General features: G+C 60.2%; 21 protein-coding genes and 1 other RNA gene. 8 read left to right on the forward strand and 14 right to left on the reverse strand.

Features of this window, described 5'->3' with window-relative positions:
* Window positions 1-5: 5 nt before the first annotated feature.
* The 9 genes from mraY to rsmI form a co-directional block, all read right to left on the reverse strand.
* On the reverse strand, window positions 6-1,088 hold the full coding sequence (gene mraY, locus M5B43_RS03735; protein ID WP_248748844.1) for a phospho-N-acetylmuramoyl-pentapeptide-transferase: 1,083 nt from the start codon (window positions 1,086-1,088) through the stop codon (window positions 6-8).
* Window positions 1,088-2,458 (reverse strand): UDP-N-acetylmuramoyl-tripeptide--D-alanyl-D-alanine ligase, encoded by a 1,371-nt coding sequence (murF, locus tag M5B43_RS03740; RefSeq protein ID WP_248748845.1) that lies wholly within the window; start codon window positions 2,456-2,458, stop codon window positions 1,088-1,090. Before murF ends, mraY begins: the two co-directional genes overlap by 1 nt.
* Entirely contained in the window at window positions 2,451-3,914 is a 1,464-nt protein-coding gene (locus M5B43_RS03745) for a UDP-N-acetylmuramoyl-L-alanyl-D-glutamate--2,6-diaminopimelate ligase (protein WP_248748846.1), read from the reverse strand. The genes murF and M5B43_RS03745 overlap by 8 nt, the downstream gene beginning before the upstream one ends.
* Window positions 3,914-5,656, reverse strand: a complete 1,743-nt coding sequence (locus M5B43_RS03750) for a penicillin-binding protein 2 (RefSeq protein ID WP_248749072.1) — start codon at window positions 5,654-5,656, stop codon at window positions 3,914-3,916. The genes M5B43_RS03745 and M5B43_RS03750 overlap by 1 nt, the downstream gene beginning before the upstream one ends.
* Window positions 5,656-5,949, reverse strand: coding sequence for a cell division protein FtsL (gene ftsL / locus M5B43_RS03755; protein WP_016974244.1), 294 nt, complete (start codon window positions 5,947-5,949; stop codon window positions 5,656-5,658). The genes M5B43_RS03750 and ftsL overlap by 1 nt, the downstream gene beginning before the upstream one ends.
* Window positions 5,946-6,887, reverse strand: coding sequence for a 16S rRNA (cytosine(1402)-N(4))-methyltransferase RsmH (gene rsmH, locus M5B43_RS03760; RefSeq protein WP_248749073.1), 942 nt, complete (start codon window positions 6,885-6,887; stop codon window positions 5,946-5,948). Before rsmH ends, ftsL begins: the two co-directional genes overlap by 4 nt.
* A gap of 2 nt (window positions 6,888-6,889) precedes the next feature.
* Window positions 6,890-7,345 (reverse strand): division/cell wall cluster transcriptional repressor MraZ, encoded by a 456-nt coding sequence (mraZ, locus tag M5B43_RS03765; RefSeq protein ID WP_003171868.1) that lies wholly within the window; start codon window positions 7,343-7,345, stop codon window positions 6,890-6,892.
* A 355-nt stretch (window positions 7,346-7,700) separates the two neighbouring features.
* Window positions 7,701-8,054, reverse strand: an RNA gene (gene rnpB / locus M5B43_RS03770) — RNase P RNA component class A.
* A gap of 96 nt (window positions 8,055-8,150) precedes the next feature.
* On the reverse strand, window positions 8,151-9,056 hold the full coding sequence (rsmI, locus tag M5B43_RS03775; RefSeq protein ID WP_248748847.1) for a 16S rRNA (cytidine(1402)-2'-O)-methyltransferase: 906 nt from the start codon (window positions 9,054-9,056) through the stop codon (window positions 8,151-8,153).
* 187 nt (window positions 9,057-9,243) lie between these two features.
* On the opposite strand from rsmI, the gene M5B43_RS03780 reads away from it, so the two are divergent.
* The 4 genes from M5B43_RS03780 (at window position 9,244) to M5B43_RS03795 (ending at window position 12,690) form a co-directional block, all read left to right on the forward strand.
* Window positions 9,244-11,055 (forward strand): penicillin-binding protein activator, encoded by a 1,812-nt coding sequence (locus M5B43_RS03780; RefSeq protein WP_248748848.1) that lies wholly within the window; start codon window positions 9,244-9,246, stop codon window positions 11,053-11,055.
* Complete coding sequence (locus tag M5B43_RS03785; RefSeq protein ID WP_248748849.1) at window positions 11,055-11,426, forward strand: YraN family protein; 372 nt, start codon at window positions 11,055-11,057, stop codon at window positions 11,424-11,426. Before M5B43_RS03780 ends, M5B43_RS03785 begins: the two co-directional genes overlap by 1 nt.
* A gap of 92 nt (window positions 11,427-11,518) precedes the next feature.
* Window positions 11,519-12,112: a phosphoheptose isomerase gene (locus tag M5B43_RS03790; protein WP_007904374.1), complete on the forward strand. Its 594-nt coding sequence runs from the start codon at window positions 11,519-11,521 to the stop codon at window positions 12,110-12,112.
* On the forward strand, window positions 12,109-12,690 hold the full coding sequence (locus M5B43_RS03795; protein ID WP_248748850.1) for a BON domain-containing protein: 582 nt from the start codon (window positions 12,109-12,111) through the stop codon (window positions 12,688-12,690). The genes M5B43_RS03790 and M5B43_RS03795 overlap by 4 nt, the downstream gene beginning before the upstream one ends.
* Window positions 12,691-12,759: 69 nt before the next feature.
* Here the strand turns inward: M5B43_RS03795 and M5B43_RS03800 are convergent, their stop codons facing one another.
* Both M5B43_RS03800 and M5B43_RS03805 read right to left on the reverse strand, forming a co-directional pair.
* Window positions 12,760-13,527: an OmpA family protein gene (locus M5B43_RS03800; protein WP_248748851.1), complete on the reverse strand. Its 768-nt coding sequence runs from the start codon at window positions 13,525-13,527 to the stop codon at window positions 12,760-12,762.
* A 221-nt stretch (window positions 13,528-13,748) separates the two neighbouring features.
* Window positions 13,749-14,393 carry an MBL fold metallo-hydrolase gene (locus tag M5B43_RS03805; protein WP_248748852.1) on the reverse strand — a complete coding sequence of 215 codons (645 nt, stop codon included), beginning with the start codon at window positions 14,391-14,393 and terminating at the stop codon, window positions 13,749-13,751.
* A 168-nt stretch (window positions 14,394-14,561) separates the two neighbouring features.
* Between M5B43_RS03805 and M5B43_RS03810 the strand changes: the two genes are divergently transcribed.
* Genes M5B43_RS03810 through M5B43_RS03825 form a run of 4 tightly spaced genes read left to right on the forward strand, consistent with a single transcriptional unit; the run spans window position 14,562 to window position 17,998 of the window.
* Window positions 14,562-15,152, forward strand: coding sequence for a paraquat-inducible protein A (locus tag M5B43_RS03810; protein WP_248748853.1), 591 nt, complete (start codon window positions 14,562-14,564; stop codon window positions 15,150-15,152).
* Window positions 15,149-15,793 (forward strand): paraquat-inducible protein A, encoded by a 645-nt coding sequence (locus M5B43_RS03815; protein WP_248748854.1) that lies wholly within the window; start codon window positions 15,149-15,151, stop codon window positions 15,791-15,793. Before M5B43_RS03810 ends, M5B43_RS03815 begins: the two co-directional genes overlap by 4 nt.
* The gene (locus M5B43_RS03820; RefSeq protein ID WP_248748855.1) at window positions 15,774-17,423 is read left to right on the forward strand and encodes an MlaD family protein; all 1,650 of its coding nucleotides are present in this window, start codon (window positions 15,774-15,776) and stop codon (window positions 17,421-17,423) included. The genes M5B43_RS03815 and M5B43_RS03820 overlap by 20 nt, the downstream gene beginning before the upstream one ends.
* A gap of 14 nt (window positions 17,424-17,437) precedes the next feature.
* Window positions 17,438-17,998 (forward strand): PqiC family protein, encoded by a 561-nt coding sequence (locus M5B43_RS03825; RefSeq protein WP_248748856.1) that lies wholly within the window; start codon window positions 17,438-17,440, stop codon window positions 17,996-17,998.
* Window position 17,999: 1 nt separating this feature from the next.
* Here the strand turns inward: M5B43_RS03825 and M5B43_RS03830 are convergent, their stop codons facing one another.
* From M5B43_RS03830 to M5B43_RS03840, 3 genes are all read right to left on the reverse strand, one after another.
* Window positions 18,000-20,729, reverse strand: coding sequence for a LuxR C-terminal-related transcriptional regulator (locus M5B43_RS03830; RefSeq protein WP_248748857.1), 2,730 nt, complete (start codon window positions 20,727-20,729; stop codon window positions 18,000-18,002).
* 380 nt (window positions 20,730-21,109) lie between these two features.
* Window positions 21,110-22,474, reverse strand: coding sequence for a DUF1329 domain-containing protein (locus M5B43_RS03835; RefSeq protein WP_248748858.1), 1,365 nt, complete (start codon window positions 22,472-22,474; stop codon window positions 21,110-21,112).
* Between the two features lie 27 nt (window positions 22,475-22,501).
* Window positions 22,502-24,373, reverse strand: a complete 1,872-nt coding sequence (locus tag M5B43_RS03840; protein WP_248748859.1) for a DUF1302 domain-containing protein — start codon at window positions 24,371-24,373, stop codon at window positions 22,502-22,504.
* Window positions 24,374-24,466 lie beyond the last annotated feature (93 nt).

Genomic DNA, 24,466 nt, shown 5'->3' on the forward strand with positions numbered 1-24,466 from the left:
CGTTTCTACCTCAGTTTCAGGGTGGCAAGGCCGACCAGTACCAGAATCACGGTGATGATCCAGAAACGGACAATCACACGTGGCTCGGGCCAGCCCTTGAGTTCAAAGTGGTGGTGAATCGGCGCCATGCGGAACACGCGGCGCCCGGTCAATTTGAAGGAAGCCACCTGGATGACCACCGACAGGGTTTCCATCACGAACACACCGCCCATGATGAACAACACGATTTCCTGGCGAACGATCACCGCGATGGTGCCCAAGGCTGCGCCCAGCGCCAACGCGCCAACGTCGCCCATGAAGACTTGTGCGGGGTAGGTGTTGAACCACAGGAAACCCAGGCCCGCACCAATCAACGCACCACAGAACACGATCAGCTCACCGGCGCCTGGCACGTAAGGGATCAGCAGGTATTCGGCGAATTTCACGTTACCCGACAGGTAGCAGAAGATGCCAAGCGCGCCGCCCACCATCACCGTCGGCATGATCGCCAGACCGTCGAGGCCGTCGGTCAGGTTCACCGCGTTGCTGGAGCCAACGATCACGAAGTAGGTCAACACCACGAAGCCAATGCCCAGTGGAATGCTGGCGTCCTTGAGCATTGGAATGATCAGGGTAGTTTCCACCGCACTTGGCGCCGTGGTGTAAAGGAAGATCGCGGCGGCAAGGCCGAACACCGACTGCCAGAAATACTTCCAGCGGCTTGGCAGCCCCTTGGAGTTCTTCTCGATCACTTTGCGGTAGTCATCGACCCAGCCAATGGCGCCGAACAACAGGGTCACCAACAGCACCACCCACACGTAGCGGTTATGCAGGTCGGCCCACAGCAAGGTACTGACACCGATGGATGACAGAATCAGCGCGCCGCCCATGGTCGGAGTGCCGGACTTGGAGAGGTGCGACTGCGGGCCGTCATTACGAACCGATTGACCAATTTGCAGGTTCTGCAGGGTGCGGATCATCCACGGCCCCAGGAACAGCGACAAAGACAGTGCAGTCAGCACACCCAGAATCCCGCGCAGGGTCAGGTACTGAAAGACCGCGAAGCCTTTGTAGAACTGTTGCAGATACTCAGCCAGCAGCAGCAGCATTAATGTTTCTCCGTACTTGAGCCACACAAGGCCGCGACGACGTTTTCCATCACCGCGCTGCGCGATCCCTTGATCAAAATGGTTGTATGTTTGTCTTGTTCAGCCGCAGACAGCGCCTGGATCAACTCGGCCTGGGTCGCGAAATGCCGTGCGCCAGGACCGAAAGCCTTCACCGCGTGAGCCATGTTCGGGCCGACGGCGTAAAGCGCATCGACGATGCCAGTGGCGTAGGCACCGACTTCACGATGGGACTGTTCGGCCCAATCGCCCAACTCGGCGATGTCACCCAGCACCAGAACCTTGCGACCGCCGAAGCTCTTGAGCAGGTCAATGGCGGCGCAGACCGAAGACTGGTTGGCGTTGTAAGTGTCATCAATCACGCGCATGCCGTTGGTCGCCAATTGCGCCACAGTGCGCCCCTTGACGGGTTGCACCGCGCCCAAACCAGTGGCAATACCGAACAGCGATACGCCCAAGGCGTGAGCGGCGGCGGCGGCGGCCAAGGCGTTGGCCACGTTATGGTTGCCCAGCAGATTCAACTGCACCTGCTCGCTACCTTGCGGGGTATGCAAGGTAAAGGACGGGCAGCCACGGGCATCGACAGTGATGTCGGATGCATGGAAATCGGCCGCGGCATTCAGTACGGCAAACGTCAGGACCTTGCGACCGGCGGCACGGACACGCCAGGTCTGGAAAGCCTTGTCGTCAAGATTCAGGACAGCAGTGCCCGAGGCGTCGAGACCTTCAAGGATTTCGCCCTTGGCTTCGACGATTTTTTCCGGGCCACCGAACTCACCGACGTGGGCAGTACCTGCGTTGTTGATAACCGCGACATGAGGCTTGGTCAACGCCACGGTGTAGGCAATTTCGCCGACGCGTGAAGCCCCCAGCTCGATCACCGCCGCCGTGTGTTCCGGGGCCAGTTCGAGCAGGGTCAGCGGTGCGCCGAAGTCATTATTGAGGTTGCCACGCGTCGCGAGGACCGGCCCGCGCGTGCGCAGTACACCGGCGAGCAGCTCCTTGACCGTGGTCTTGCCGCTGGAGCCGGTGATGGCGGCTACGGGCTTATTAAATGCGGCGCGATTCAATGCGCCCAATTGCCCAAGGGCCAGGCGAGTATCGGCGACCAGCAATTGAGACAAGGTGGAGTCAGCCACTTCACGTTGCACCAAGGCGCCCGCGGCACCTTTGGCGGCGACGTCGTTCAGGTAGTCATGACCATCAAAGCGCGGGCCTGCCAGTGCGACAAACAACTGCCCTGGCTTGATGTTGCGGCTATCGATACTGACGCCGCTGAAGCTGCAATCGCTCGACAATACGCGGGCCGACAGGGCCTGGGTCAGCTCACTGAACTTCATTGCCTTAAGCATGGGCGACCTCCCAGGCGGTCAGGGCATGATCGGCCTCGACCAGATCGGAAAAGGCATGGCGCTCGCCGTTGATTTCCTGGTAATCCTCGTGCCCCTTGCCGGCCAGCACCACCACGTCATCAGCATTCGCGCTGGCGATCAATTGGGCGATAGCGGCACCGCGCCCGGCGACGAAGGTGGCCTTGGACACATCTTTAAAGCCGACACGGATGTCGTCGAAAATCTGGCTTGGATCTTCGCTCCGTGGGTTGTCGTCGGTGACGAGTACGCCATCGGCCAAACGCTCGACAATCTCGGCCATCAACGGACGCTTGCCGCGATCGCGATCGCCGCCGCAACCGAACAAGCAGAGCAATTTGCCCTTGGCATGTGGGCGCAGGGCTACGAGGACTTTTTCCAGCGCATCCGGGGTGTGGGCGTAATCGACCACCACCAGCGGCTGCTTGCCGCCCCCCAGGCGTTGCATACGCCCGGCCGGGCCTTCCAACTTCGGCAGTACGTGCAGGATTTCGTCCAGGGCGTAATCCAGGCCGAGTAGTGCGCCGATGGCGGCGAGGACGTTGCTCAGGTTGAAACGACCGAGCAAGGTGCTGCGCAAGTGATGCTCGCCCTGAGGCGTCACCAACGTGGCGCGCACACCTTCGTCATTAAATTGGGCTTCACGGCAATACAGGTAGGCACTGGCGTCTTCCAGGCTGTAGCTGATCAGACGCGCCTCGCTATCCTCGGCAGCCAACTGGCGGCCGAATGCGTCGTCCAGGTTGATCACCCGGCACTTGAGGTCATTCCAGGCAAACAACTTGGCCTTGGCAGCGGCATACGCTTGCATAGTGCCGTGGTAATCGAGGTGGTCGCGGGACAGGTTGGTCATCACCGCCACGTCAAAGGCCAAGGCAGCTACTCGCCCTTGGTCCAGGCCGTGTGAAGAGACTTCCATGGCAACCGCCTTGGCGCCGGCCTTTTTCAGGTCGGCCAAGGTCGCTTGCACGGCGATCGGGTTCGGCGTGGTGTGCAGGCCGCTTTGCAGCGCGCCATAAAAACCAGTGCCCAGGGTGCCGACAATGCCGCAGTGCTGCCCCAGCAGGTCAAGGGCCTGGGCGACCAATTGGGTCACGCTGGTCTTGCCATTGGTGCCGGTCACGCCCACCAGGTTGAGCTGACGGCTCGGATCGCCATAAAAACGCCCGGCGATATCGGACAACTGCGCCGCCAGCCCCTTGACCGGAATCAACGGCACGTCTGTGATTGGTAGTACGGTAGCGCCTTCCACTTCATAAGCCACCGCCGCCGCACCGCGTTGCAGAGCGTCGGCGATATGCGCACGGCCGTCGAACTTGCCGCCAGGCACTGCCAGGAACAGGTCACCGGCGCGCACATTACGGCTGTCCAGGCTCAGCTCGCGAATCAGCAGATCGCGACCGGCGTGGGCGAAAATCTTGTTCAGGCTAAGAGACATCAACCGCGCCCTCCATTGGCTTTTGCAGCAGCGGCCGGTGGTCCGGCGTTCGCTTGCTGGGTCGGTGGCAGGTTGTCCGGTGTGATGTTCATCAGGCGCAGGGTGCCGGACATCACTTTGCTGAACACCGGCGCCGATACCAGGCCACCGAAGTAACCGGCCTTACTCGGCTCATCAATCACGACGACGATGGCGTAGCGCGGATCACTCATCGGGCCAAAACCGGCGAACAGCGAACGATAGGAGTTTTCGGCGTAACCCTTGGTGCCTACCGATGTCTTACGCGCAGTACCCGACTTGCCAGCCACGTGATACGCCGGCACTTGGGCACGGAAGACACCACGCGGGGCTTCGATCACTTGCTGCAGCATGCCTTGCATGGTCTTGGCGACGTTTTCCGGAATCACCTGGGTGGCTTTCGGCGCTTCGTCGACATGGATCAGGCTCAGTGGAACCATTCGCCCGTTATTGGCCAATACCGAGAATGCGTGGGCCAGCTGGATCGCGGTGACCGACAGGCCGTAGCCGTAGGAAAGCGTCGCGGTCTCGGCTTTTTTCCAGTCGCGGTAGTTCGGCAGGTTACCCACACGCTCACCTGGGAAGTCCAGACCCGTGGGTTGGCCCAGGCCGATCTTTTGCGCCAGGTGGTAGATGGTTTCGCCGCCGATATCGAAGGCGACTTTACTCATGCCCACGTTACTGGAGTTGATCAGGATACCGGTCAGGTCCAGCACCGGGCCTTCGGTACGGGATACGTCACGAATGGTGTATTTGCCCAACTGCAAAGTGCCCGGGTAGACCTCGACCTTGTCACTGGGCTTCCAGCGCCCGGTTTCCAGGGCGGCACTCATAGAGATGGCTTTCATGGTCGAACCGGGCTCGAACACGTCGATCATGGCGCGGTTACGCATCATCGCCGGCTGCAGGTTGCGACGGTTGTTCGGGTTGTAGGTCGGTTGGTTGACCATGGCGAGGATCTCACCGGTCTTCACGTCCATGATCACCAGGCTGCCGGCCTTCGCGCCGTTCTCGATGATCGCGTTTCGCAGTTCGCGGTTGGCCAGGTATTGCAGGCGCAGGTCAATCGACAACGCCAAGGGCTTACCGGCCTTGGCGTTTTTGGTGACCTGGATATCCTTGATCAATCTGCCGCGCCGATCCTTGATGACCTGGCGCTTGCCAGGAACGCCGGCCAGCCATTCGTCGTAGGCCAGCTCAACACCTTCGCGACCATGGTCATCGATGTCGGTAAAGCCAACCATGTGGGCGGTGGTTTCACCGGCCGGGTAGAAACGACGAAACTCCTCGATGCCGTAGACACCGGGGACTTTAAGGTCGAGCACTTGCTGGCCTTGCTCAGGGGTCAGCCCGCGAACCAGGTAGATGAATTCTTTATTGGCCTGGGCATCCAGGCGCTCGGTCAACGCTTTAGGGTCCTGCCCCAGCGCGGCGGCAAGCGCCGGCCAACGATCCTTGGCAACCTGCAATTCCTTGGCGTTGGCCCACAGAGTGGTCACCGGCGTACTGACGGCCAGCGGCTCGCCGTTACGGTCGGTGATCAGGCCACGGTGCGCAGGAATCGGGATATGACGCAGGCTACGGGCGTCGCCCTGGCCGATCAGGAAATCGCGGTCGACGACTTGCAGGTCGATGATCCGCCAGGCAATCGCCCCCACCATCAATGCCAGCAAGCCGAGCATCAGACGGAAGCGCCATGGGTAGAGTGCGCCTTCAAGTTTCATCATGGCGCCACCATGCGGACTTCGGCCGCGCCCGGAATATGCATTTTCAACTGTTCGGTCGCCAGTACTTCGATACGGCTATGGGCGGTCCAGGTGCTTTGCTCCAGGATCAAGCGGCCCCACTCCGCCTGCGCTTTGTCACGCACACTCAATTCCCCGTACAGGGTGTTGAGCAATTGGCGGTTGTAATGGGCGCTGTAGGACACCGCAATCGCGGACACCAACACGCCGATAAACAGCAGCAACATAAAGAAGCTGCCGCCCGGAAGGGGCTTGGCGAAAAGCTTGCTCACCGCAACTTCTCCGCGACACGCATGACGGCGCTACGGGAACGTGGGTTGGCCTTGAGTTCAGCTTCGGAAGCGAACTGCGCTTTGCCATGGATTTTGATTTTCGGCACAAAGGCTTCGAAACGTACCGGCAGATTGCGCGGCAGGTTGTCGGACTCGCCCTTGACCAGGCGACGCATGAACAGCTTGACGATGCGGTCTTCCAGGGAGTGGAAGCTGATCACCACCAGGCGACCGCCCACTTCCAAGGCTTGCAGCGCAGCTTCGAGGCCGGCTTCCAGATCGCCCAGTTCGTTGTTGACGTGAATGCGCAGGCCCTGGAACGCACGGGTGGCTGGGTTCTTGCCTTTTTCCCACGCAGGGTTGGCTACCTTGAGCACTTCAGCCAGGTCGGCAGTACGCTCGAACGGCTGGATTTCGCGACGCTCGACCACGGCACGGGCCATGCGGCCGGCGAAGCGCTCCTCACCGTATTCCTTGAACACGCGAGCGATCTCTTCTACCGGCGCGGTCGCGATGAACTGTGCCGCACTGACGCCACGGGTGGGGTCCATGCGCATGTCGAGGGGGCCGTCGTTCATGAAGCTGAAGCCACGCTCCGGGTCATCGAGCTGTGGCGAGGAGACACCCAGGTCGAGCAAAACCCCGGCCACCTTGCCCGCCATGCCGCGTTCGGCCACTTCGGCACCCAGCTCGGCAAAGCTGCGCTGCACAACGACAAAGCGGCCGTCTTCGGCCGCTAGCGCTTGCCCGGTGGCAATCGCTTGAGGGTCTTTGTCGAACCCGAGGAGTTTACCGTCGGACCCGAGCTGACTGAGTATCAACCGGCTGTGCCCGCCCCTGCCAAAGGTGCCATCCAAATAGCAGCCATCCGCGCGTACGGCGAGAGCCTCAACGGCTTCGTCAAGCAGTACGGTGATGTGGTTAAAGCCGCTATCAATAGTCACAGGATCAAATCACGCAGTTCATCAGGCATAGCGCCCGGTTGTTGAATAGCAGCCAGGTCTGCTGCAGAAACAGCATCCCAGGCATCTTCGTCCCACAATTGGAACTTGTTCAGTTGGCCTACCAGCATTGCGCGCTTGTCGAGCTTGGCGTACTCGCGCAAGCGCGGCGGCACCAGAAAACGACCGCTGCCATCCAGCTCGAGGTCTACGGCATTACCGATCAGCAAGCGCTGCAGGCGGCGGTTCTCTTCACGCAATGAAGGCAAAGCGCGCAACTTGGTTTCAATCAACTCCCACTCATCGAGGGGGTAAACACACAAACAAGGGTCAACGGCGTCAATCGTGATGATTAACTGCCCTGAACTTCGCGAAATGAGCTCGTCACGATACCGGCTCGGCATGGCGAGACGGCCTTTTGCATCGAGACTGATAGCGTTAGCTCCGCGAAACACAGATGCGTTTCTCCAAATTTTAGCGTTTTACGTTCAAAAAACCCACTTTGTGCCACTTTCCGCCACTTGCGCACACTATAGGAATGCGCCCACCACACCGTCAAGGCGCGGATTCAAGGAAAAGCCTTACAGAACGGAGATTTAGGAACGTAAAAGGAAGAGAAACGGCAGTTTGGCGATGTTTTTGACTCAACAACCGCAAATAGCTCATAGAGCTACGGCCTAAAGTTAAAGTAATTTATTAAGAGTAAGATTTTTTTGGTATTACGAAGATGCATCTGCCAATGATTTGGCAGGGAGGGATTCTTGCGTTACTACCGATTTTCTGCCCGAGATTCGAACAGAAGGAAAAAAGGTGGAGAGTCGATCTGTAAGCCGGGTTCTGTCTTGAACAGTCATTCGTCTACGATGGCCATCACTGGACATCTTTAGCAACCTACCCGGTCCCAGCGCGGGCCACGCCTTGGGACCCTATTTGGTCTTGCTCCAAGTGGGGTTTACCTAGCCACGAACTGTTGCCAGTCGTGCGGTGCGCTCTTACCGCACCTTTTCACCCTTACCGGCACCGAAGTGCTTAGGCGGTTATTTTCTGTGGCACTTTCCGTAGGCTCACGCCTCCCAGGCATTACCTGGCACTTCGCCCTATGGAGCCCGGACTTTCCTCCCCCCCCTAATTTTCATAGAGGGCAGCGACTGTCCAATCGACTCTCCGCCGCGCAGGTTAACGGCACGGCAGGCTTAGGACAAGTATTAAAAGTGCAGCATTGCCATCACGTTCAGACGGAATACAGGTTTAACCCCGGAACTATTCGGCTTTTTGCTTATCGAGCGCGACTTGATACAACACATTCTTGCGCACCCCGGTAATTTCGGCCGCCAGCGCTGCGGCACGCTTGAGCGGCATCTCCTTAAGCAACAAATCCAGGATGCGCATGGCCTCGCTGCCAACAGCGTCTTCATTTTCCGGCGCGGTCCAGCCGGCGACCAAGACCACACATTCGCCCCGCTGCTGATTACTGTCGCCCTCGACAAAGGCACGCAACTCTTCCAGCGGCAAGCCCTTCAGGGTCTCGAAGGTCTTGGTCAGCTCGCGGGCAAGCAGCGCCAGGCGCTCGCCGCCGAACACCAGCTCCATATCCTGCAAGCACTCCAGGATTCGGTGCGGGGCTTCGTAGAAGATCAAGGTGCGCGGCTCTTCCTTTAGCGCTTGAAGACGCGCACGCCGCCCAACAGCCTTGGCGGGCAGGAAGCCCTCGAAGATAAAACGGTCCGACGGCAGGCCAGCGGCAGATAATGCGGCAATTAACGCGCACGCCCCTGGAACAGGCACTACATTGATACCAGCGGCGCGCGCCTGGCGGACCAAGTGATAACCCGGATCGGAAATGAGCGGCGTGCCCGCATCGGAGATCAGCGCGACGTCATCACCCGCCAGCAAACGGGTGATAAAACGACTGCCCTCTTCGCGTTCGTTGTGTTCATGGCACGCCGCTAATGGCGTGCTGATTCCAAAATGCTGCATCAACCGCTGGGAGTGCCGCGTGTCTTCCGCTGCGATCAATTTGACGTCGCGCAACACTTTCAGCGCCCGGGCACTGATGTCGTCCAGGTTGCCAATGGGCGTCGCCACGACAAAAAGCGAGCCTGCAGTGGAATTCAAAGGACCTGGAGCAGTCAAAACGCACACCTCGATGGTTGGCAAAAGCCACATTGTAGCGCGTAGAGGCTTTGAAAATATGCCATCACGGTGGATGCCTTTTCAGCCGTCGATCGCCGACAGCAGCTTGATTGCAACATTTACACGACCTAAATCGACGGTTTCACGCCAGTAACATCGCGCCTGGGCCAGTGCTTGGGTACAATTCCACGCTAATTTGATCGGTATCAGGAACACTTACATGATCGCTTGCCTGCGGCTGCTCTCCGCCCTCTGCCTCGCTGCCTTGCTGGCCGCGTGCGCCAGCTCGCCCTCGTCCAGTCTTGGCGACCTTCCCCGGACCCCGGATGCCAGTATCGAGCAACTGCTCGAACAGGCCACCGCCGCCAAAACGCCAGAAAAGGCCGCGTTGCTGCGCCTGAGTGCGGCTGACCTGGCCTTTCACCAGAACAACCCTGGCCGCTCGTCGCAGATTCTTGCGCAAGTGCCCTTGGATGCCCTGAAGCCGGCCGCGCAAGTATTTGCCAGCACCCTGGCCGCCGAACTGGCGATGGCGCGCAATCAGCCCAAGGCTGCCCTGGCCGCCCTGAACCACCCTAGCCTGCAAAGCCTGAAGGACTTGCCGACAGACCAGCAGGTCCGTACCGGCAGCGTGCATGCCCGCGCCTACGAAGCCGACGGCCAGACCCTGGCCGCCGCTCGTGAGCGCGTAGCCATGGCCTCTTTGCTGACCGGCGATGCCGCCAAGAGCAACCATGAAGCCATCTGGGCATTGATTGCCGCGCTGCCGGCCGAACAGCTGCAGGCCTCCGGCAACCCGACCCTGGACGGTTGGATCACCCTGGCCCAAGCGGTCAAGGGCGCCGGTACCCTGGAGCAGCAGCAAGCCGCCATCGATACCTGGCGCGCACAGAACCCGGGCCACCCGGCGGCGGTGCAACTGCCGCTGCCGCTGACCAAGCTCAAGGAACTGGCCAGCCAGCCGCTGAACAAAATCGCCCTGCTGCTACCCCAGGAAGGCCCGCTGGCTTCCGTCGGCAAGGCGCTGCGCGAGGGTTTCATGGCCGCTCACTACCAGGCGGAACAAGCCGGGCAGAAGCCACCAGCCATTGAGTTCTACGACAGCTCGCGCCTGACCTCCATTGACGACTTCTACGCCAAGGCCCAGGCCGCTGGCGTGCAATTGGTGGTCGGCCCGCTGGAAAAACCGCTGGTCAAACAGCTCAGTGCACGCCCGCAATTGCCGATCACGACGCTGGCACTGAACTACAGCGAGACCGATCGAGGCCCGGCACAACTGTTCCAGTTCGGCCTCGCTGCTGAAGACGAAGCGCGCGAAGTGTCCCGCCGCGCCCGGGCCGATGGCCTGCACCGCGCTGCAGCCATGGTGCCTCGTGGCGAATGGGGCGAGCGCGTCTACAAGGCTTTCCGTCAGGATTGGGAAGCCAATGGCGGCACCGTCGTAGGCGTCGAGTATGTCGATCAGCCTGTCGCACTGGCCCAGCAGATCGCTGACCTGTTCCAGCTGCGTAAAAGCGAAGGCCGCGCCAAGAGCCTGCAAAGCACTGTCGGCACCGACGTTGCTGCACAGCCTTCGCGTCGCCAGGATATCGAGTTCATCTTCCTGGCCGTCCCTCCGCAACTGGCCCAGCAGATCAAGCCGACCCTTAACTTCCAGTACGCAGGTGCTGTGCCTGTTTACGCAACGTCGCACGTGTTCAGCGCCAGCGGCGACAAGAACCAGTACCTGGACATGACCAATGTCATGTTCTGCGAAACCCCGTGGCTGCTCAATTCGACCGACCCGCTGCGCAACCAGGTTGCCGCGCAATGGCCGCAAGCCAATGGCAGCCTTGGCCGCCTCTACGCAATGGGCGTCGATGCCTACCGCCTGGCGCCACGCCTGGGCCAGCTCAAGGCATTGCCGGACACTCGCGTTGACGGTCTCTCGGGCAGCCTGGGCATCAGTGCCAACCAGCGCGTTGACCGCCAACTGCCGTGGGCGAAGTTCGTTGGCGGTGACATCCAGCGCCTGCCCGATACCCCACGCTGATGCCCGAGCGGTCCAGCGCACAAAGCGGCAAGGATGCCGAATTTCAAGCCCTCCAGTATTTGCAACAACAGGGTCTGCGCCTTCTGGCGCAGAACTGGTTGTGTAAACGCGGCGAGCTTGATCTGGTCATGCTTGACGGCGATACAGTAGTATTCGTCGAAGTCCGCTACAGAAAACACGCACAATGGGGTGGCGCGCTCGCCAGTATTGACGGGCGCAAGCGTCAGAAACTGATACTCGCAGCGCAGTTTTTCCTGCAAAAGGAGCATCGTTGGGCTGACAGCCCCTGCCGTTTCGATGTGGTTGCCATAGAAAGCACACCGTCGGGTCCTGCTGATCTGAACTGGCTCAAAGATGCCTTCGACAGCTGACTCACCCGGCACCTTCACCACACACTTTTGCTCTTTGCTTTGCGGGCTGCACATTCCTGTGCCAAACAGCCGCGCTACTTAAGGTCACACAGATGGACATGCAATCCCGAATTCGCCAGCTTTTCCAGGCCAGCATCGACACCAAGCAACAGGCGATGGACGTACTTGCACCGCACATCGAGCAAGCCAGTCAGGTCATGGTTAACGCCTTGCTCAACGAAGGCAAAATGCTTTCGTGTGGCAACGGCGGTTCGGCCGGTGATGCCCAGCATTTTTCCTCCGAGCTGCTCAACCGCTTCGAGCGTGAGCGTCCGAGCCTGCCGGCTATCGCCCTGACCACCGACTCGTCGACGATCACCTCGATCGCCAACGACTACAGCTACAACGAAATCTTCTCCAAGCAGATCCGCGCCCTCGGCCAGCCGGGCGATGTGTTGCTGGCGATTTCCACCAGCGGCAACTCGGCAAATATTATTCAAGCGATCCAGGCCGCACATGATCGTGAAATGATTGTCGTAGCATTGACCGGGCGCGATGGCGGCGGCATGGCCTCGCTGCTGCTGCCTGAGGACGTGGAGATTCGCGTCCCGGCCAATGTCACTGCACGCATTCAGGAAGTCCACCTGCTGGCGATCCACTGTCTGTGCGATCTGATCGACAGCCAACTGTTCGGGAGTGAAGAATGACCGTTAAACGCCTCAGCCTATTGGCCCTCACGCTGTGCCTCGGCATCAGCGGTTGCAGCTCGGTAATCGAAGCCAGCCGTGACACGCCTATCCAGGACGATAAAGGCACTCGCACCTTCGGCAGCAAGATCGATGACTCGCTGATCGAAACCAAGGTTTCCGTCAACGTCGCCAAAGCCGCCCAAGACCTGGGCAACGGCGCTTCGCGCATCGTCGTCACCAGCTTCAACGGTGTCGTGCTGCTTGCTGGCCAGACACCCCGTGCCGACCTCAAGGCCCAGGCTGAACAAGCCGCCGCCGCCGTGCAGCGCGTGAAGAAGGTTCATAACGAGTTGCAGGTCATGGACCCCATCACCCTGCTGGCCATCAGCAACGATGCCTTGCTGACCACCAAGATCAAGGCGCAGATGCTGACCGACAGCGCGATCCCAGGCTCGCGCATCAAAGTCGTCACCGATAACGGCATCGTCTACATGATGGGCCTGCTGACTCAAGCAGAAGCCACTCGTGCGGCCAACCTGGTACAGGGTGTGTCGGGCGTGCAGAAGATTGTGAAAGTGTTCGAATACATCGACTGATGTAAACCTACCGCCACTAAAAAGGGCGCCGTGCATTGACTGCACGGCGCCCTTTTTAGTGGCCAGCGTTTACTGGTACTGCTGGTAGGGGTTGCCCTGGAACTGGTTGTTTTGCTGTGGCGCCTGTTGCTGCTGGGCAGGCTGGCCATATTGCTGGCCTGGAATCGGGCCGAGGTTGACCTCTACCCGGCGGTTCTGAGCGCGACCATTGACGTCGGCGTTGCTGGCAATCGGATTATCCGGGCCGGCACCGCGTGCACTCAGGTTGGTCGGGCTGACACCTTGGGAGGTCAGATAGTTGGCGACACTCTGCGCACGGCGCTGGGACAGGTCCATGTTGAGCTGACGGCTGCCGGTGCTGTCGGTATAACCCACGATCTGAATGGTGTTCTGGTTGAACTGCTTGAGGGAGTTGGCCAGGTTATTCAGCGGCGTGTAGAAACTGCCGGCGATATCAGCCGAGTTGGTCGCAAAGGTGATGTTGCCCGGCATGATCAGCTTGATCTGGTCACCCTGGCGCTGCACTTCAACCCCGGTGTTGGCCATGCTGGCGCGCAGTTTCTTTTCCTGCTGGTCGGCGTAGTAGCCATAACCCGCGCCACCCAGGCCCGCGACAGCAGCACCAATCAGCGCACCTTTGCCACGGTTGTTATGGTCGATTGCGGCACCGGCCAGGCCACCAGCCAACGCAGCCAGGCCACCGTATTTGGCCGTATTGCTGATGCCCGATGAGCCGTTTGCCTGTCCTTGGCTGCCATCATATGGGTTAGGAGAAGCGCAACCGGACAACAAGGCAACAGCCGTGGCAACGACAAGCAGACGACGGGATGTGAACATGAAGGAAGCTCCTACTTTTGCATTCTGTGATGCAGAGGACATTAGCAATAGACCTGTGCCGAGCTTGGAACACGACAAACGGCAAAAATTCCATGCCCGGCAGGCGCCCGCTCTACAACTGCTGAGCACACTAAAACCCTAGCAGACCGTTGCTGAACGGGAATTGTCATTTTCACTACACGTGTCGTCGGACAGTTGTCACTTGGTATCTGGAAAACGACCTAGGCCCTGACAAATGGATTTTCGCGCATCTCATCACCCAGGCGCGTATCCGGCCCATGCCCCGTCACCACCGTCGCGCCCTCATCCAAGGTATACAAGCGCTGCTTGATCGAGCGCACAATGGTCGCCTGATCCCCGCCCCACAAGTCCGTACGCCCCACGCCACGGCGGAACAAGGTGTCACCGGCGATCAACAACTTGGCGTCGGCAAACCAGAAACTCATCGAGCCGGGCGTATGCCCCGGCGTGTGCAACGCCACTCCGCAACCGCAGGCCAGTTCTTCATCGTCTTCCAGCCAGCGATCCGGAGGCGGTACCGGGGTATAAGGCACGCGAAACATCTGGCATTGCATTTCCAGGTTATCCCACAGGAATTGATCGTCCTTGTGCAGGTGCAGTGTCGCACCGGTTTTTTCCTTCAACTGGCCGGACGCCAGGAAGTGATCGAGATGCGCATGGGTGTGGATGATGCTCACCACCTTGAGGCCCAACGCATCGAGCCGCGCCAGGATCAACTCGTGATTGCCGCCCGGGTCGACCACGATGGCTTTTTTGGTGATCGGGTCACCGATGATGGTGCAGTTGCACTGCAACGGGCCGACGGGAAAAGTTTCGCGAATCAACGCGTTTTTGTCGATACTCATGGGCGTTCCTGCAAGCTCTATGGCACATTCCACACTCAGTATGGTTGACCTTGCCCCTGCTTCGGAAGAGATCGAGTCTGCCACGCCTCAACTGCTAAGCTAATCGGGCGCCATTGCCCCCCGTAGAAACGTCGAAGACCGCAGCATATCGCGCTTGGAGCAAGAGTTATGGCGAATCAACAGGTCATCTGCGAACACTGCGACTGCGTGTACGAAAAGGTCACGCTCGCCAAGCATCAAAAAGCCCTGTGCGTACGCTGCGCAGGCGTACTTCAGCGCTATAACGGCCTGTCGGTGCAACAGCGGCTCGCCCTGACGGTCACTGCGGCGGTGCTGTGGACCTTTGCCAACTTTTATCCGGTGATGAGCATCAGCCTGCAGGGCTTGAAGAGCAGCGCGACCTTGTGGGATTCGGTGGTCGCATTAAGCCTGGGGCCCATCACGTTTATCGCGTTGGTGGCCGCGATCTCCATCATCATCGCCCCAGTGTTTCAACTGGTGTTGCTGACCTGGGTGTTGAGTTTCGCCCTGACCGGCAGGCGCTCACCGGCGTTCAAGCTGTGCATGCGCTGGCTGGAAGCACTCCGGCCGTGGAGCATGCTGGAAGTCTGCCTGCTGGGCGCCATGGTGGCGGTCTTCAAGCTGGCCGGCATGCTGGAGGTGGTGCCCGGCACCGGCCTGTTTGCCCTGGCCGCGCTCAGCCTGTTGCTGATCCGCATTGCCGGGCGCGATGTGCGCGATTTGTGGGACACCGTATGAATGCACCGCCAACCGCTCGCGAGCTCAACCTGTGCCTGTGCCACACGTGTGGCCAGTCCTGTGACATGCGCACCGAACCCACCCAGTGCGACCGTTGCGGCGCCCCGCTGCACCGGCGCAAGGTTCAATCACTGACCCGAACCTGGGCCTACATGCTTACGGCACTGGCGTTTTATGTACCGGCGAATTTATTGCCGGTGATGAACACCACCCTGCTCGGTTCAGGCGCAGACAGCACGATCATGAGCGGCGTGCTGGAGTTCTGGCAGCACGGCGCCTGGGACATTGCCCTGATCATTTTCATCGCCAGCATTGCAGTGCCGGGCATCAAGTTCGTGTCTTTGATCCTGCTGCTGGTCACCGCGCAACGCAACAGTCTTTGGGCGCGCAAGGAGCGCTCGAAGCTGTTTCGGTTTGTCGAGCTCATCGGCTACTGGTCGATGCTGGATGTGATCGTGGTCGCACTCGTGGCCGCGCTGGTGCAGTTCCAGGCCCTGGGCACTATCGAGCCGCGCCTGGGCATCCTGTTCTTTGGCCTGGTGGTCGTGTTTACGATGTTGGCAGCCATGAGTTTCGATCCACGGCTGATCTGGGAAAACCCACATAACGAGGAGAGCTCGGATGGCGCCACACGAGGTTGATACCCCTGCTGCTTCCCCCATGATCAAGACGCGTCGCTTCAGCGTTTCACTGGTCTGGATCGTGCCGATTGTCGCCGTGCTGGTGGGCATATCGCTGGTGGTCCACAGCGTCCTGCAACAAGGGCCGACCATTGTCCTCAACTTCAAGACCGGCAGCGGGCTCGTCGCCAACAAAACCGAGGTCAAATATCGCAACGTGGTCATCGGCCAGGTATCCGACGTTGCCTTGAGCGATGACCAGAAAAGTGTCAACGCAACCATCAAACTGGCCAAGCAGGCCGAGAGCTTCACCCGCGAAGATTCGAAGTTCTGGGTGGTGCGGCCGCACATCGGGGCCGGCGGTGTATCCGGTATCGAGACCCTGCTGTCCGGCGACTACATCGGTGCCGACATCGGCCTCTCCGAGACACGCGCCAAACAGTTCAAGGGCCTGGAAAACCCGCCACCCATCACCTACGGCGAGCCGGGCAAGCGCTTCACCCTGCACACCCAGGACCTGGGCTCGCTGGATATCGGCTCGCCGGTCTACTACCGGAAAATCCCGGTCGGCCAGGTCGTGTCCTATGAGCTGGACAACGAGGGCAAGGGCGTGAATATCGAGGTTTTCGTGCACGCGCCCAATGATGTGTATGTCACCGAAAACACGCGTTTCTGGAATGCCAGCGGCATTGACCTCAGCGTCGGCGCCAATGGTTTTGCGCTCAAAACCGAATCCATTTCCTCGATACTGGCAGGCGGAATCACTTTCCTGGCACCGCCCTACAACCCCAACGACCAGCCTGCCGGTGAAGATCACATCTATGAACTGTTCGACGATCAGCAAAGCGCCCTCGCCCCACCCAATGGCAAAGGGCAATACATGGCCCTGCGCTTTGATCAGGCACTGCGTGGGCTGAAAGTCGGCGCACCGGTGGAATTCCTCGGCGTCGAATTCGGCAAGGTGGTCTCGATCAACCTGGACTTCGATGCCAAGAAGCAGAGCTTTCCGATCAACGTCGGCATCGTGATCTACCCACAATTGCTCGGGCAGGCACATACCAAGCTGATCAAGGCGATGAACCTTGACCCCAACGATGAAGCGGGTGGCGTCCGCTTGATCGGCACGTTTGTCGAAAACGGCCTGCGCGCCCAGGCCCGCAGTGGCAACCTGCTGACCGGCCAGTTGTACATCGCCCTGGATTTTTTCCCGAAAGCCGCGAAAGTGACGTTCGACCCGAGCCAGCGCCCGATCAACATCCCCACCATCCCCGGTAACCTGGAACAACTGCAGGAAAAACTGGAAGGCATCATCAACAAGATCAACCAACTGCCGGTCGAGCGTATTGCCGGCAATCTCGACGGCAGCTTGGTCGAGCTGCGCAAGGGGCTGGCCCAATTCAACGCCAAAACCCTGCCCGGCGTGCAGAGCACCCTGGCCGACGTGAGCAAGACCTTGCAATCGGCCAATTCAACCCTGGCCGACGACTCGCCGCAACGTGAGCAACTGACCCAGACCCTGGATGAACTGGCACGCATGTCGCGCTCCTTGCGCGAGCTATCGGACTACCTTGGCCGGCATCCGGAATCGCTGATTCGCGGCCGCCCCGATAATGCCGCGCCACTGGACCTGCAAGGGCCGCCACGCAAATGAGCATTGGAGCAGCCATGACGTTTCCATTGAAGATCACCCTGTTCACCGCGCTGGTGTTACTCACAGCCTGTCGCAGTGAACCCATTGTGTTCCACACCTTGACCCCGGCGCACGCCAGCGCCGCGCCTCAAGCGGGTGCCGGCGGCGTGCGCATTGAAAGCATCAGCGTGCCGCCGCAGGTTGACCGGCCGCAGATTGTGATTCGCCAGGGCGACACGGGCGTGGCCATTCTGGAAACCCAGTGGTGGGCTGCCAGCCTGGCCGATGAGTTCAAAAGCGCACTGGTGGATCAGTTGGCCAACACCAGTACCCGGCAAGCCGTGTCCTTGCGCCTCGATGTGCAACGCTTTGACTCGGTGCCCGGGCAATACGCGCTGCTTGACGTGCGCTGGCGCCTGCGGCCGACCAGCGGCGGTGATCGTCCGCCCCTGACCTGCCGTACCCTCTTGCAGTCACCCGCGGGGCCGACCATTGACGATTTGGTGGGGGCGCATCAGAACAACATTCATCGCTTGGCCAAGCTGATCAGCCAAGCGGCTGACACGTCCCTGAAACAGTGCCCGGCCACACCGTGATTCAGGCCAGCAAGCCTATCGACTTGGCCCGCGCCACCGCCTGGGTACGGCGCTCCACGCCCAGCTTGCTGTTGATGTGGCTGGCGTGGGTTTTCACCGTGTGCAGGGAGATAAAGAGCTGGTCGCTGATTTCCTGGTTTGAACAGCCTTGGGCGATCAGTTGCAGGACCGCCAGCTCACGGGTGCTCAGGGTTTCATGGTTCGCCAGCGCCTCGACGAGGCAGACAGGCGGCAGGAGCGCCAGCAACGCCTGATTCACCAGCCCGTGCGCATCCTTGCCGAGCTGCTCGCGCATCCAGTCCGGATACCCCTCCAACAACCGTTGGAACGGTTGCAACGCTCCGCCCGCACCCGCCTCAAGCGCGCGGGCCAATATCGGCCTGGCCTTGGCTTCCTGGCCACACTCGAGCAGTAAATGCACCTGCTGGGTCAGGGCCATCAGCGCAATCATCTGACGCCCGCTGTTGTGTGCCTGTTGTGCCAGGTCTTCGAGCCGTTGCAGCGCGGCGGCGGGTTGATGGCGAGTAGCATCCAGCGCGGCCTGTTGCAGCTCTATATGTTGCGGCAAGTGCGGATGAAACTCCGGCGCTGCCGCTGCGTGCTCGCCGTTGTAGGTCTGCCCCAGGCGGGTGAGCCAGGCGTCGGCCAAGTCGGTACGGCCTTGGGCCAGCCACAGCTCGCATTTGATCAGGGTGATCATCGCCAGGTAGTAGATCGGCGGCACATCCCAGATGTGCATCAAGCGCTCGGCTTCGGCCAGTTCGGCGAACGCCTTGGGAAACTCACCGCGCCGCCCTTCGAAGTTGGCGATCACGCAATGCCCGATCAACACACTGATATCCCGACAGGCACGGGCCTCGCTCAAGCCCGCGCGCAAACGGACAAGACTCTCTTCGGGCTGGCAACGCACCAGCAGCAGGTAGCCTTCATACAGCGCTAAACGCGCGCGCACCGCATACAGCCGCTGGGGCGCCAGGCCGTGCAAGCGTTGCAAGCCCTGGCGCACTTCGTCCAGGGAACGCAGGATCTCGCCCCGTGCCTGCAGCACCCGTGCACGGTCGTAGTGGGCCAAGGCTTCAAACAGCGGGTTGCCGACGCGCTGCGCCAGTTCCAGAGATTCGCGATTCAGGCCACGGGCGCGCCACAAATCCGCATCGACAATCGCCAGGTTGGAAAGGGTCGAGAGGCACATCAGGCGCTGGCCGTAGCGCTTGTGCGGCAGGCTTTCCAATGCCTCGTTGCAATAACGCAGGGTCAACTCGCGATCCCCACGCCCACGCGCAATGATCCCGCTCAGCGCTAGCCATTGGGCCAACATGGACTTTTGCGCGGTGGCCGATGGTGCCGGTAGGAAGCGGCTGAGGTAGCTGGATAACTCTTGGGCCGCGTCCAATTGGCACGCCAACCCCAGCGCCCAGCTGTAGAGCACGATCAACCGCGGCGTGCTGATCAGCAGGCTGTCGGGCAAGTCCATTTTCCAGCGCAGCAACATGCCGACATTCTGCTCAGCCAGCAATTGCTCTTCGGACAGGTTTTGCACCAGGTTCGCGGCGACGTCCAGGTGGCCGGCACGCAACGCCTGCTCCACCGCCTCATCGATCAACCCCTGGGCGTTGAACCAGCGGCATGCGCGCAAATGCAAACTGGCCAGCGGCAGCGTGGCACTCTTCTCGCGCCGGGTACGCAGCAGGTCGGAAAACAAATGATGATAGCGGTACCAGTGACCTTGCTCATCCAACGGCACCAGGAAGACCTGATGGGCCTGCAGGTAGCGCAGGATCTCGGTGCTGTCATGGGCCTCACGCACGGCGTCGCACAACTCGCTGCAAAAACGCTCCTGAGGCGCCGTGTCATACAAGAACGCTTGCACCTCCGCCGGCAGGCAGTCGATGACCTCTTCAAGCAAGTAATCGCGAATCAGCCCTTCGCCGCCGTGCAGGCTTTGTGGCAAGGCGCCGTCACTCCCGGCTTCGGAGGCCGCCAGCAGCCAGAAACGCAGGCCGGCGACCCAGCCCTCACTACGGCGGATGAGATTCTCCAGCGCTTCACCGCGCAATGAACTGCTATGCCGATCCAACACGGCCAACGATTCGTCATGGGTCAGGCGCAAATCGTGCTCATGCAGCTCCAGCAGGTGCCGCGACAGGCGCAAGCGCGCCAGGTGCCAGTCCGGACGCTGCCGGCTGGTAACCAAGACCACCAGGCCATCGGGCAGATGATTCAGAAAGAATTGCAGGCAGCGATCCAACACCGGGCCCTGCGCCAGATGGTAGTCATCCAGCACCAGTAACAAGGGCGACTGTACAGACAAACGCACCGCCAGCTCGTCGAGCAACCCATCCAGCCATTCTTCAAAGGCAAAGGGTTGATGCCGCTGGCGCATTTTCAGCAGGCCAAGGGATTGGGCACCCAGTTGCGGGAAATAGTGCTGCAAGCCATCCAGCAGGCGCTCAAGGAAACGGCCAGGGTCGCTATCGCGTGAGCTCAGGCCCAGCCACAGGCTTTGCCAATGGTCCGGCAGGCCCTGGCAGAACTCTACCGCCAACGAACTCTTGCCGAACCCCGCCGGCGCACTGACCAACAACAGTCGCCCTTCCAGGCCGGCACTCAGGCATTCGCACAGGCGCGGTCGCAGCACATAGCCATCAGGCAGCGGTGGCCTGTAGAAACGAGCTTCCAGGGTCGGAATCACCACACTGGCAGGCGCTTGGGGTCGGGACAGATCAGTCATCGCCGGGCTCTTGTAGAAGGCTGTTGTCGGCATTGCAGATGTCCGCAGACTAGCGGTAAAAGCGGCGGGATTGTAGATCTTTGCAACAATTGGCTGAAAAAGAACTGCGACAAAAAATATCCCTACAGACGCCACAAACAAAACGTGGGAGGGGCGGTGCGCAGCAGCCCCAGTAAAGGCACTGAAATGCTTCCTGAAAGAACTCAGCCCCAAAACGGTCTCTGCGCGGTATCGGGTAGACCGCATTCGTCCTTCTTTGGGGGCGCTACGCGCCCCAACGCGGGACAAGCCCGCTCGCCACCGGTTACCGGTGGCTCGTTCTAGCGTTTAACTGACCGGCATTGGGGCTTGCCCCCTCCCACAGGGGGCACTCGCGCACGTTAGCGAACACCATCCTGACGCAGGGCCGCTGGAGTGAAGTCGCTGGTGGTGGCGGTGAAGCCAAAGTCATACGCCTGTTTCTCTTCGTTCTTCATGCCCAGCGCCAGGTAACGGCCGGACTGCAGGTCATACAGGGTTTCCAGGGCGTACCACGGTACTTGCTTGTCGTAGTAGTTCTCGGCATGGGCTTCGGCGACGCGCCACAGTTGGCCGCGGCCGTCGTAGTGGTCGATCACCGCCGCTTGCCAGGTGTCTTCGTCGATGAAGAAGTCACGCTTGGCATAGATGTGCCGCTGGCCTTCCTTCAAGGTCGCGACCACGTGCCAGACACGGCGCAGCTCATAGCGGGCAAGGTCCTGATTGATGTGGCCGGCCTTGATGATGTCGACGTACTTGAGCTTCGGATCGTCGATCTTGTAGCTGTTGGAGGCGATGTAAATTTCTTTCTTGCCTTCCAGCTTCCAGTCGTAGCGGTCTGGCGCACCGTTGTACATGTCGAGGTTGTCGGAAGTGCGCAAGCCATCGGCAGCCGTACCCGGCCCGTCATAGGACACTTGCGGCGCCCGGCGCACACGGCGCTGGCCGGCGTTGTAGACCCACGCCGAACGTGGCTCCTTCACCTGGTCCAGGGTTTCGTGCACCAACAGCACGCCACCGGCCAGACGTGCCGGCGCGGTGACTTGCTGCTTGAAGTAGAACAGTACGTTACCCGGGTTTTTCGGGTCGTAGTCCTTCATCTTGTCGCGGAACACGAACTGATCACGGAAGTACACCAGGCTGAACGAGCCGTTGGTTTGCGGCGTGGCCTGGGTCACCAGGCGGGTCACGCTGCCGCCGCGATAACGGGTGATGTGGTTCCAGATGACTTCCACGCCGCTTTTCGGGATCGGAAATGGAATCGCGGTTTCGAAGTTTTCCAGGCCATTGCCGCCGGACACCAGGTTGGTGTGCGTGGCGTTCTTCTTGATGGCGGCGAACACCTCGGCCGGCACCGTGGCGCCGCGATGGGTCGGGTAGACCGGCATCTTGAAGGTGTCCGGGTAACGCTTGAACATCGCGTATTGCCCCGGTGCCAGCTTGTCTTTGTACTGCTCGACGTTCTGCGCGGTAATGGTGAACTGCGGTTGCTCACTGGCATACGGGTTGGCCAGGAAACCACGGGCGTCCACCGCCCCGGCATTGGTTGGCAATGGCGACCATTTAGGGATGGTGCCTGCCGCATTACCGGCCATCTCGGCGCCCATCGGGGTCAGGGTCGTACCCAGCTTGGCGGCTTCATCCGCCGACACCGCCGCCATGACGTTACTCGCCAGGATCGACAGCCCAAGCACACCCACGTGCAACAGACTCTTTGTTATTTTCATATTCTGGTCTTCCTGAAATACAGTCGCTTAGAAGTTGGCGCCGACGCTGAGTGCGATGAAATCGCGGTCATCCACGGTGGAGTACTTGCCGCCGAAGAAGTTGGTGTATGCCAGGCTCGCCGTATAGGTGTTCTGGTACTCGGCATCCAGGCCGAGACTGACGGCCTTGCGCCCTTCTTCGAAGTTGCCGCCCGGGCCTGGCGAGTAGCCGCTGACGTCGTGGGACCACGCCACGTTAGGCTTGAGGTTCACACCGGCAAACACATCCGGGTATTCCCAGATGGCCCGGGTGCGATAACCCCAGGAGTTGGCAGTGGTGAAGCCGTCGTTGTTGCAGTTAGCCGTCACGTTGCTGCGGTCTGCGCCAGGCCCGGCGCCCTGAATCGTGCCGGCGTTAAGCGCCGCACACAGCGGGCCCGCGCCGGGACCGAATACCGGGTCACGTCCGTAACGGGCTTTGGAACTGCTTTCCAGGCCACCGACGTGAGTCAACCCCACTTCACCGACCAACGTGAGGCGGCTGGCGCCCATGACCTGATCGAAGAAGTGCGTAAAGGTAGTCTGGATCTGGGTAATTTCCTTACGCCGATAGCCATTCAAGTCCTGGCCTGGCACCCCCTTGAGCGGCGACGCGCCACCCAGGCCGATCAGCGGCGTCACGCCCGCGTACAGGATGTCGGTGGTGTTGAGCTGTACCGGTGCATTCGGACGGTAGCTGAGCTCCCCGCTCCACGCGGTACCGGTAGGCAAGGTGGTGGAGAAACTCAAACCGTACAGCCGGATGTCTTCGGGATATTCCACAAAATAGCTGGAGTTACCGGCAACGATCAGCGGCCGCAAGGATTGCGCCGGTGTGGGCGTCAGGGCGTTGGCGGCGGCATAGGTGGCCGCCGAGGCGCCTTTGGCGCTGAAGATCGGCGCACGGCTGTGGTAGTTCATGAAGTACGCACCGAACTCCGTGTCCAGCGGTTCGAAGTTGTAGTGCATGGCCAGGCCGAACTGGCCGCCATCACGGGCGTCACGATCCGGGCCGCGCTTAACCAGCACGCCTTCTTCGTTGATATTGACGCCGAACTGATTCATCAGCGGCAAACCACCCCCGGCCGCGATCACCGAACGCTTGCTGAGCAGCCGCAGGTTGTCGTTGCAACCGCCGGTAATCACGTCGGCCTGGGAGAAGAACGTCCCGCAGTTATCCGTAACGGTCTTTTCCCAATCGAGCTGGTAGAAGCCCTCGGCCGACAAGTTATCGGTCAAGGTCTGCGACACGTAGAACATGTTGACCGGAATCAGGCCCTCTTTGATTTCGGCACCCGGACGGCGGAACGCAGCCACGTCAATCGGGTTGATTGCATTGATGCCGCCACCAATGAACGTGCTTTCGCCCCAACTCACCACCTGCTTGCCGAAACGCACGGAGCCCGGCTCATCGGCAATCGAGTAGTTGTGATAGATGAACGCGTCAAGAATTTGCCCACCGGAAGAGCGAGCCCCCATTGGACGGCCTTTATCGCTGATGTCCTTGAACTCACGACTTTCGTCCTTGAGCTCAAAGTCGTACCAATACTTGCCACGCACAAACACACCGGTATCGCCGTACTTCAGTTCCAGGTCATGAATGCCCTTGAAGATCTTCGAGAATGTCTCGCCACGCTTGAAGTTCAAGTGACCATCGTCCGACGTCTGTGACAAGCCTTTGCCACCGTTGTTGACACCGATCAGGTCTCGATTGGCCTTGGACGTACTCCAACTGGCGCCCACCGACAGGGACGAGTCAAAGCTCCCTTCGATTTCACCCACGTTGAAACTGACGCCGAATGCGGGCCCGGCGAGCGTAGAAGCGAGACTGACGGCCAGCGGCAGTCTTGCCCGGCGCCAGAACTGGTTTACTGAGGTCATCGACGCTACTCCATGTGCATTATTGTTATGGCAGTGAGTTCTTTCTTCAGATGCATGTATCAGCCGCAATACAACGATTCCAATGCCGAACGG

The organism is Pseudomonas sp. MWU15-20650 (assembly GCF_023242475.1).
Classification (GTDB): Bacteria; Pseudomonadota; Gammaproteobacteria; order Pseudomonadales; family Pseudomonadaceae; genus Aquipseudomonas.

Bases quoted from the DNA above. Each gene is read 5' to 3' on its own strand.
- M5B43_RS03840 (WP_248748859.1), bottom strand. From the start codon at position 24,373: ATGACCTCAGTAAACCAGTTCTGGCGCCGGGCAAGACTGCCGCTGGCC.
- M5B43_RS03785 (WP_248748849.1), top strand. From the start codon at position 11,055: ATGCCCGAGCGGTCCAGCGCACAAAGCGGCAAGGATGCCGAATTTCAA.
- M5B43_RS03835 (WP_248748858.1), bottom strand. From the start codon at position 22,474: ATGAAAATAACAAAGAGTCTGTTGCACGTGGGTGTGCTTGGGCTGTCG.
- M5B43_RS03750 (WP_248749072.1), bottom strand. From the start codon at position 5,656: ATGAAACTTGAAGGCGCACTCTACCCATGGCGCTTCCGTCTGATGCTC.
- M5B43_RS03820 (WP_248748855.1), top strand. From the start codon at position 15,774: ATGGCGCCACACGAGGTTGATACCCCTGCTGCTTCCCCCATGATCAAG.
- M5B43_RS03780 (WP_248748848.1), top strand. From the start codon at position 9,244: ATGATCGCTTGCCTGCGGCTGCTCTCCGCCCTCTGCCTCGCTGCCTTG.
- rsmI (WP_248748847.1), bottom strand. From the start codon at position 9,056: ATGTGGCTTTTGCCAACCATCGAGGTGTGCGTTTTGACTGCTCCAGGT.
- M5B43_RS03825 (WP_248748856.1), top strand. From the start codon at position 17,438: ATGACGTTTCCATTGAAGATCACCCTGTTCACCGCGCTGGTGTTACTC.
- murF (WP_248748845.1), bottom strand. From the start codon at position 2,458: ATGCTTAAGGCAATGAAGTTCAGTGAGCTGACCCAGGCCCTGTCGGCC.
- M5B43_RS03790 (WP_007904374.1), top strand. From the start codon at position 11,519: ATGGACATGCAATCCCGAATTCGCCAGCTTTTCCAGGCCAGCATCGAC.
- mraY (WP_248748844.1), bottom strand. From the start codon at position 1,088: ATGCTGCTGCTGCTGGCTGAGTATCTGCAACAGTTCTACAAAGGCTTC.
- M5B43_RS03815 (WP_248748854.1), top strand. From the start codon at position 15,149: ATGAATGCACCGCCAACCGCTCGCGAGCTCAACCTGTGCCTGTGCCAC.
- M5B43_RS03800 (WP_248748851.1), bottom strand. From the start codon at position 13,527: ATGTTCACATCCCGTCGTCTGCTTGTCGTTGCCACGGCTGTTGCCTTG.
- M5B43_RS03795 (WP_248748850.1), top strand. From the start codon at position 12,109: ATGACCGTTAAACGCCTCAGCCTATTGGCCCTCACGCTGTGCCTCGGC.
- M5B43_RS03810 (WP_248748853.1), top strand. From the start codon at position 14,562: ATGGCGAATCAACAGGTCATCTGCGAACACTGCGACTGCGTGTACGAA.
- M5B43_RS03745 (WP_248748846.1), bottom strand. From the start codon at position 3,914: ATGTCTCTTAGCCTGAACAAGATTTTCGCCCACGCCGGTCGCGATCTG.
- M5B43_RS03805 (WP_248748852.1), bottom strand. From the start codon at position 14,393: ATGAGTATCGACAAAAACGCGTTGATTCGCGAAACTTTTCCCGTCGGC.
- M5B43_RS03830 (WP_248748857.1), bottom strand. From the start codon at position 20,729: ATGACTGATCTGTCCCGACCCCAAGCGCCTGCCAGTGTGGTGATTCCG.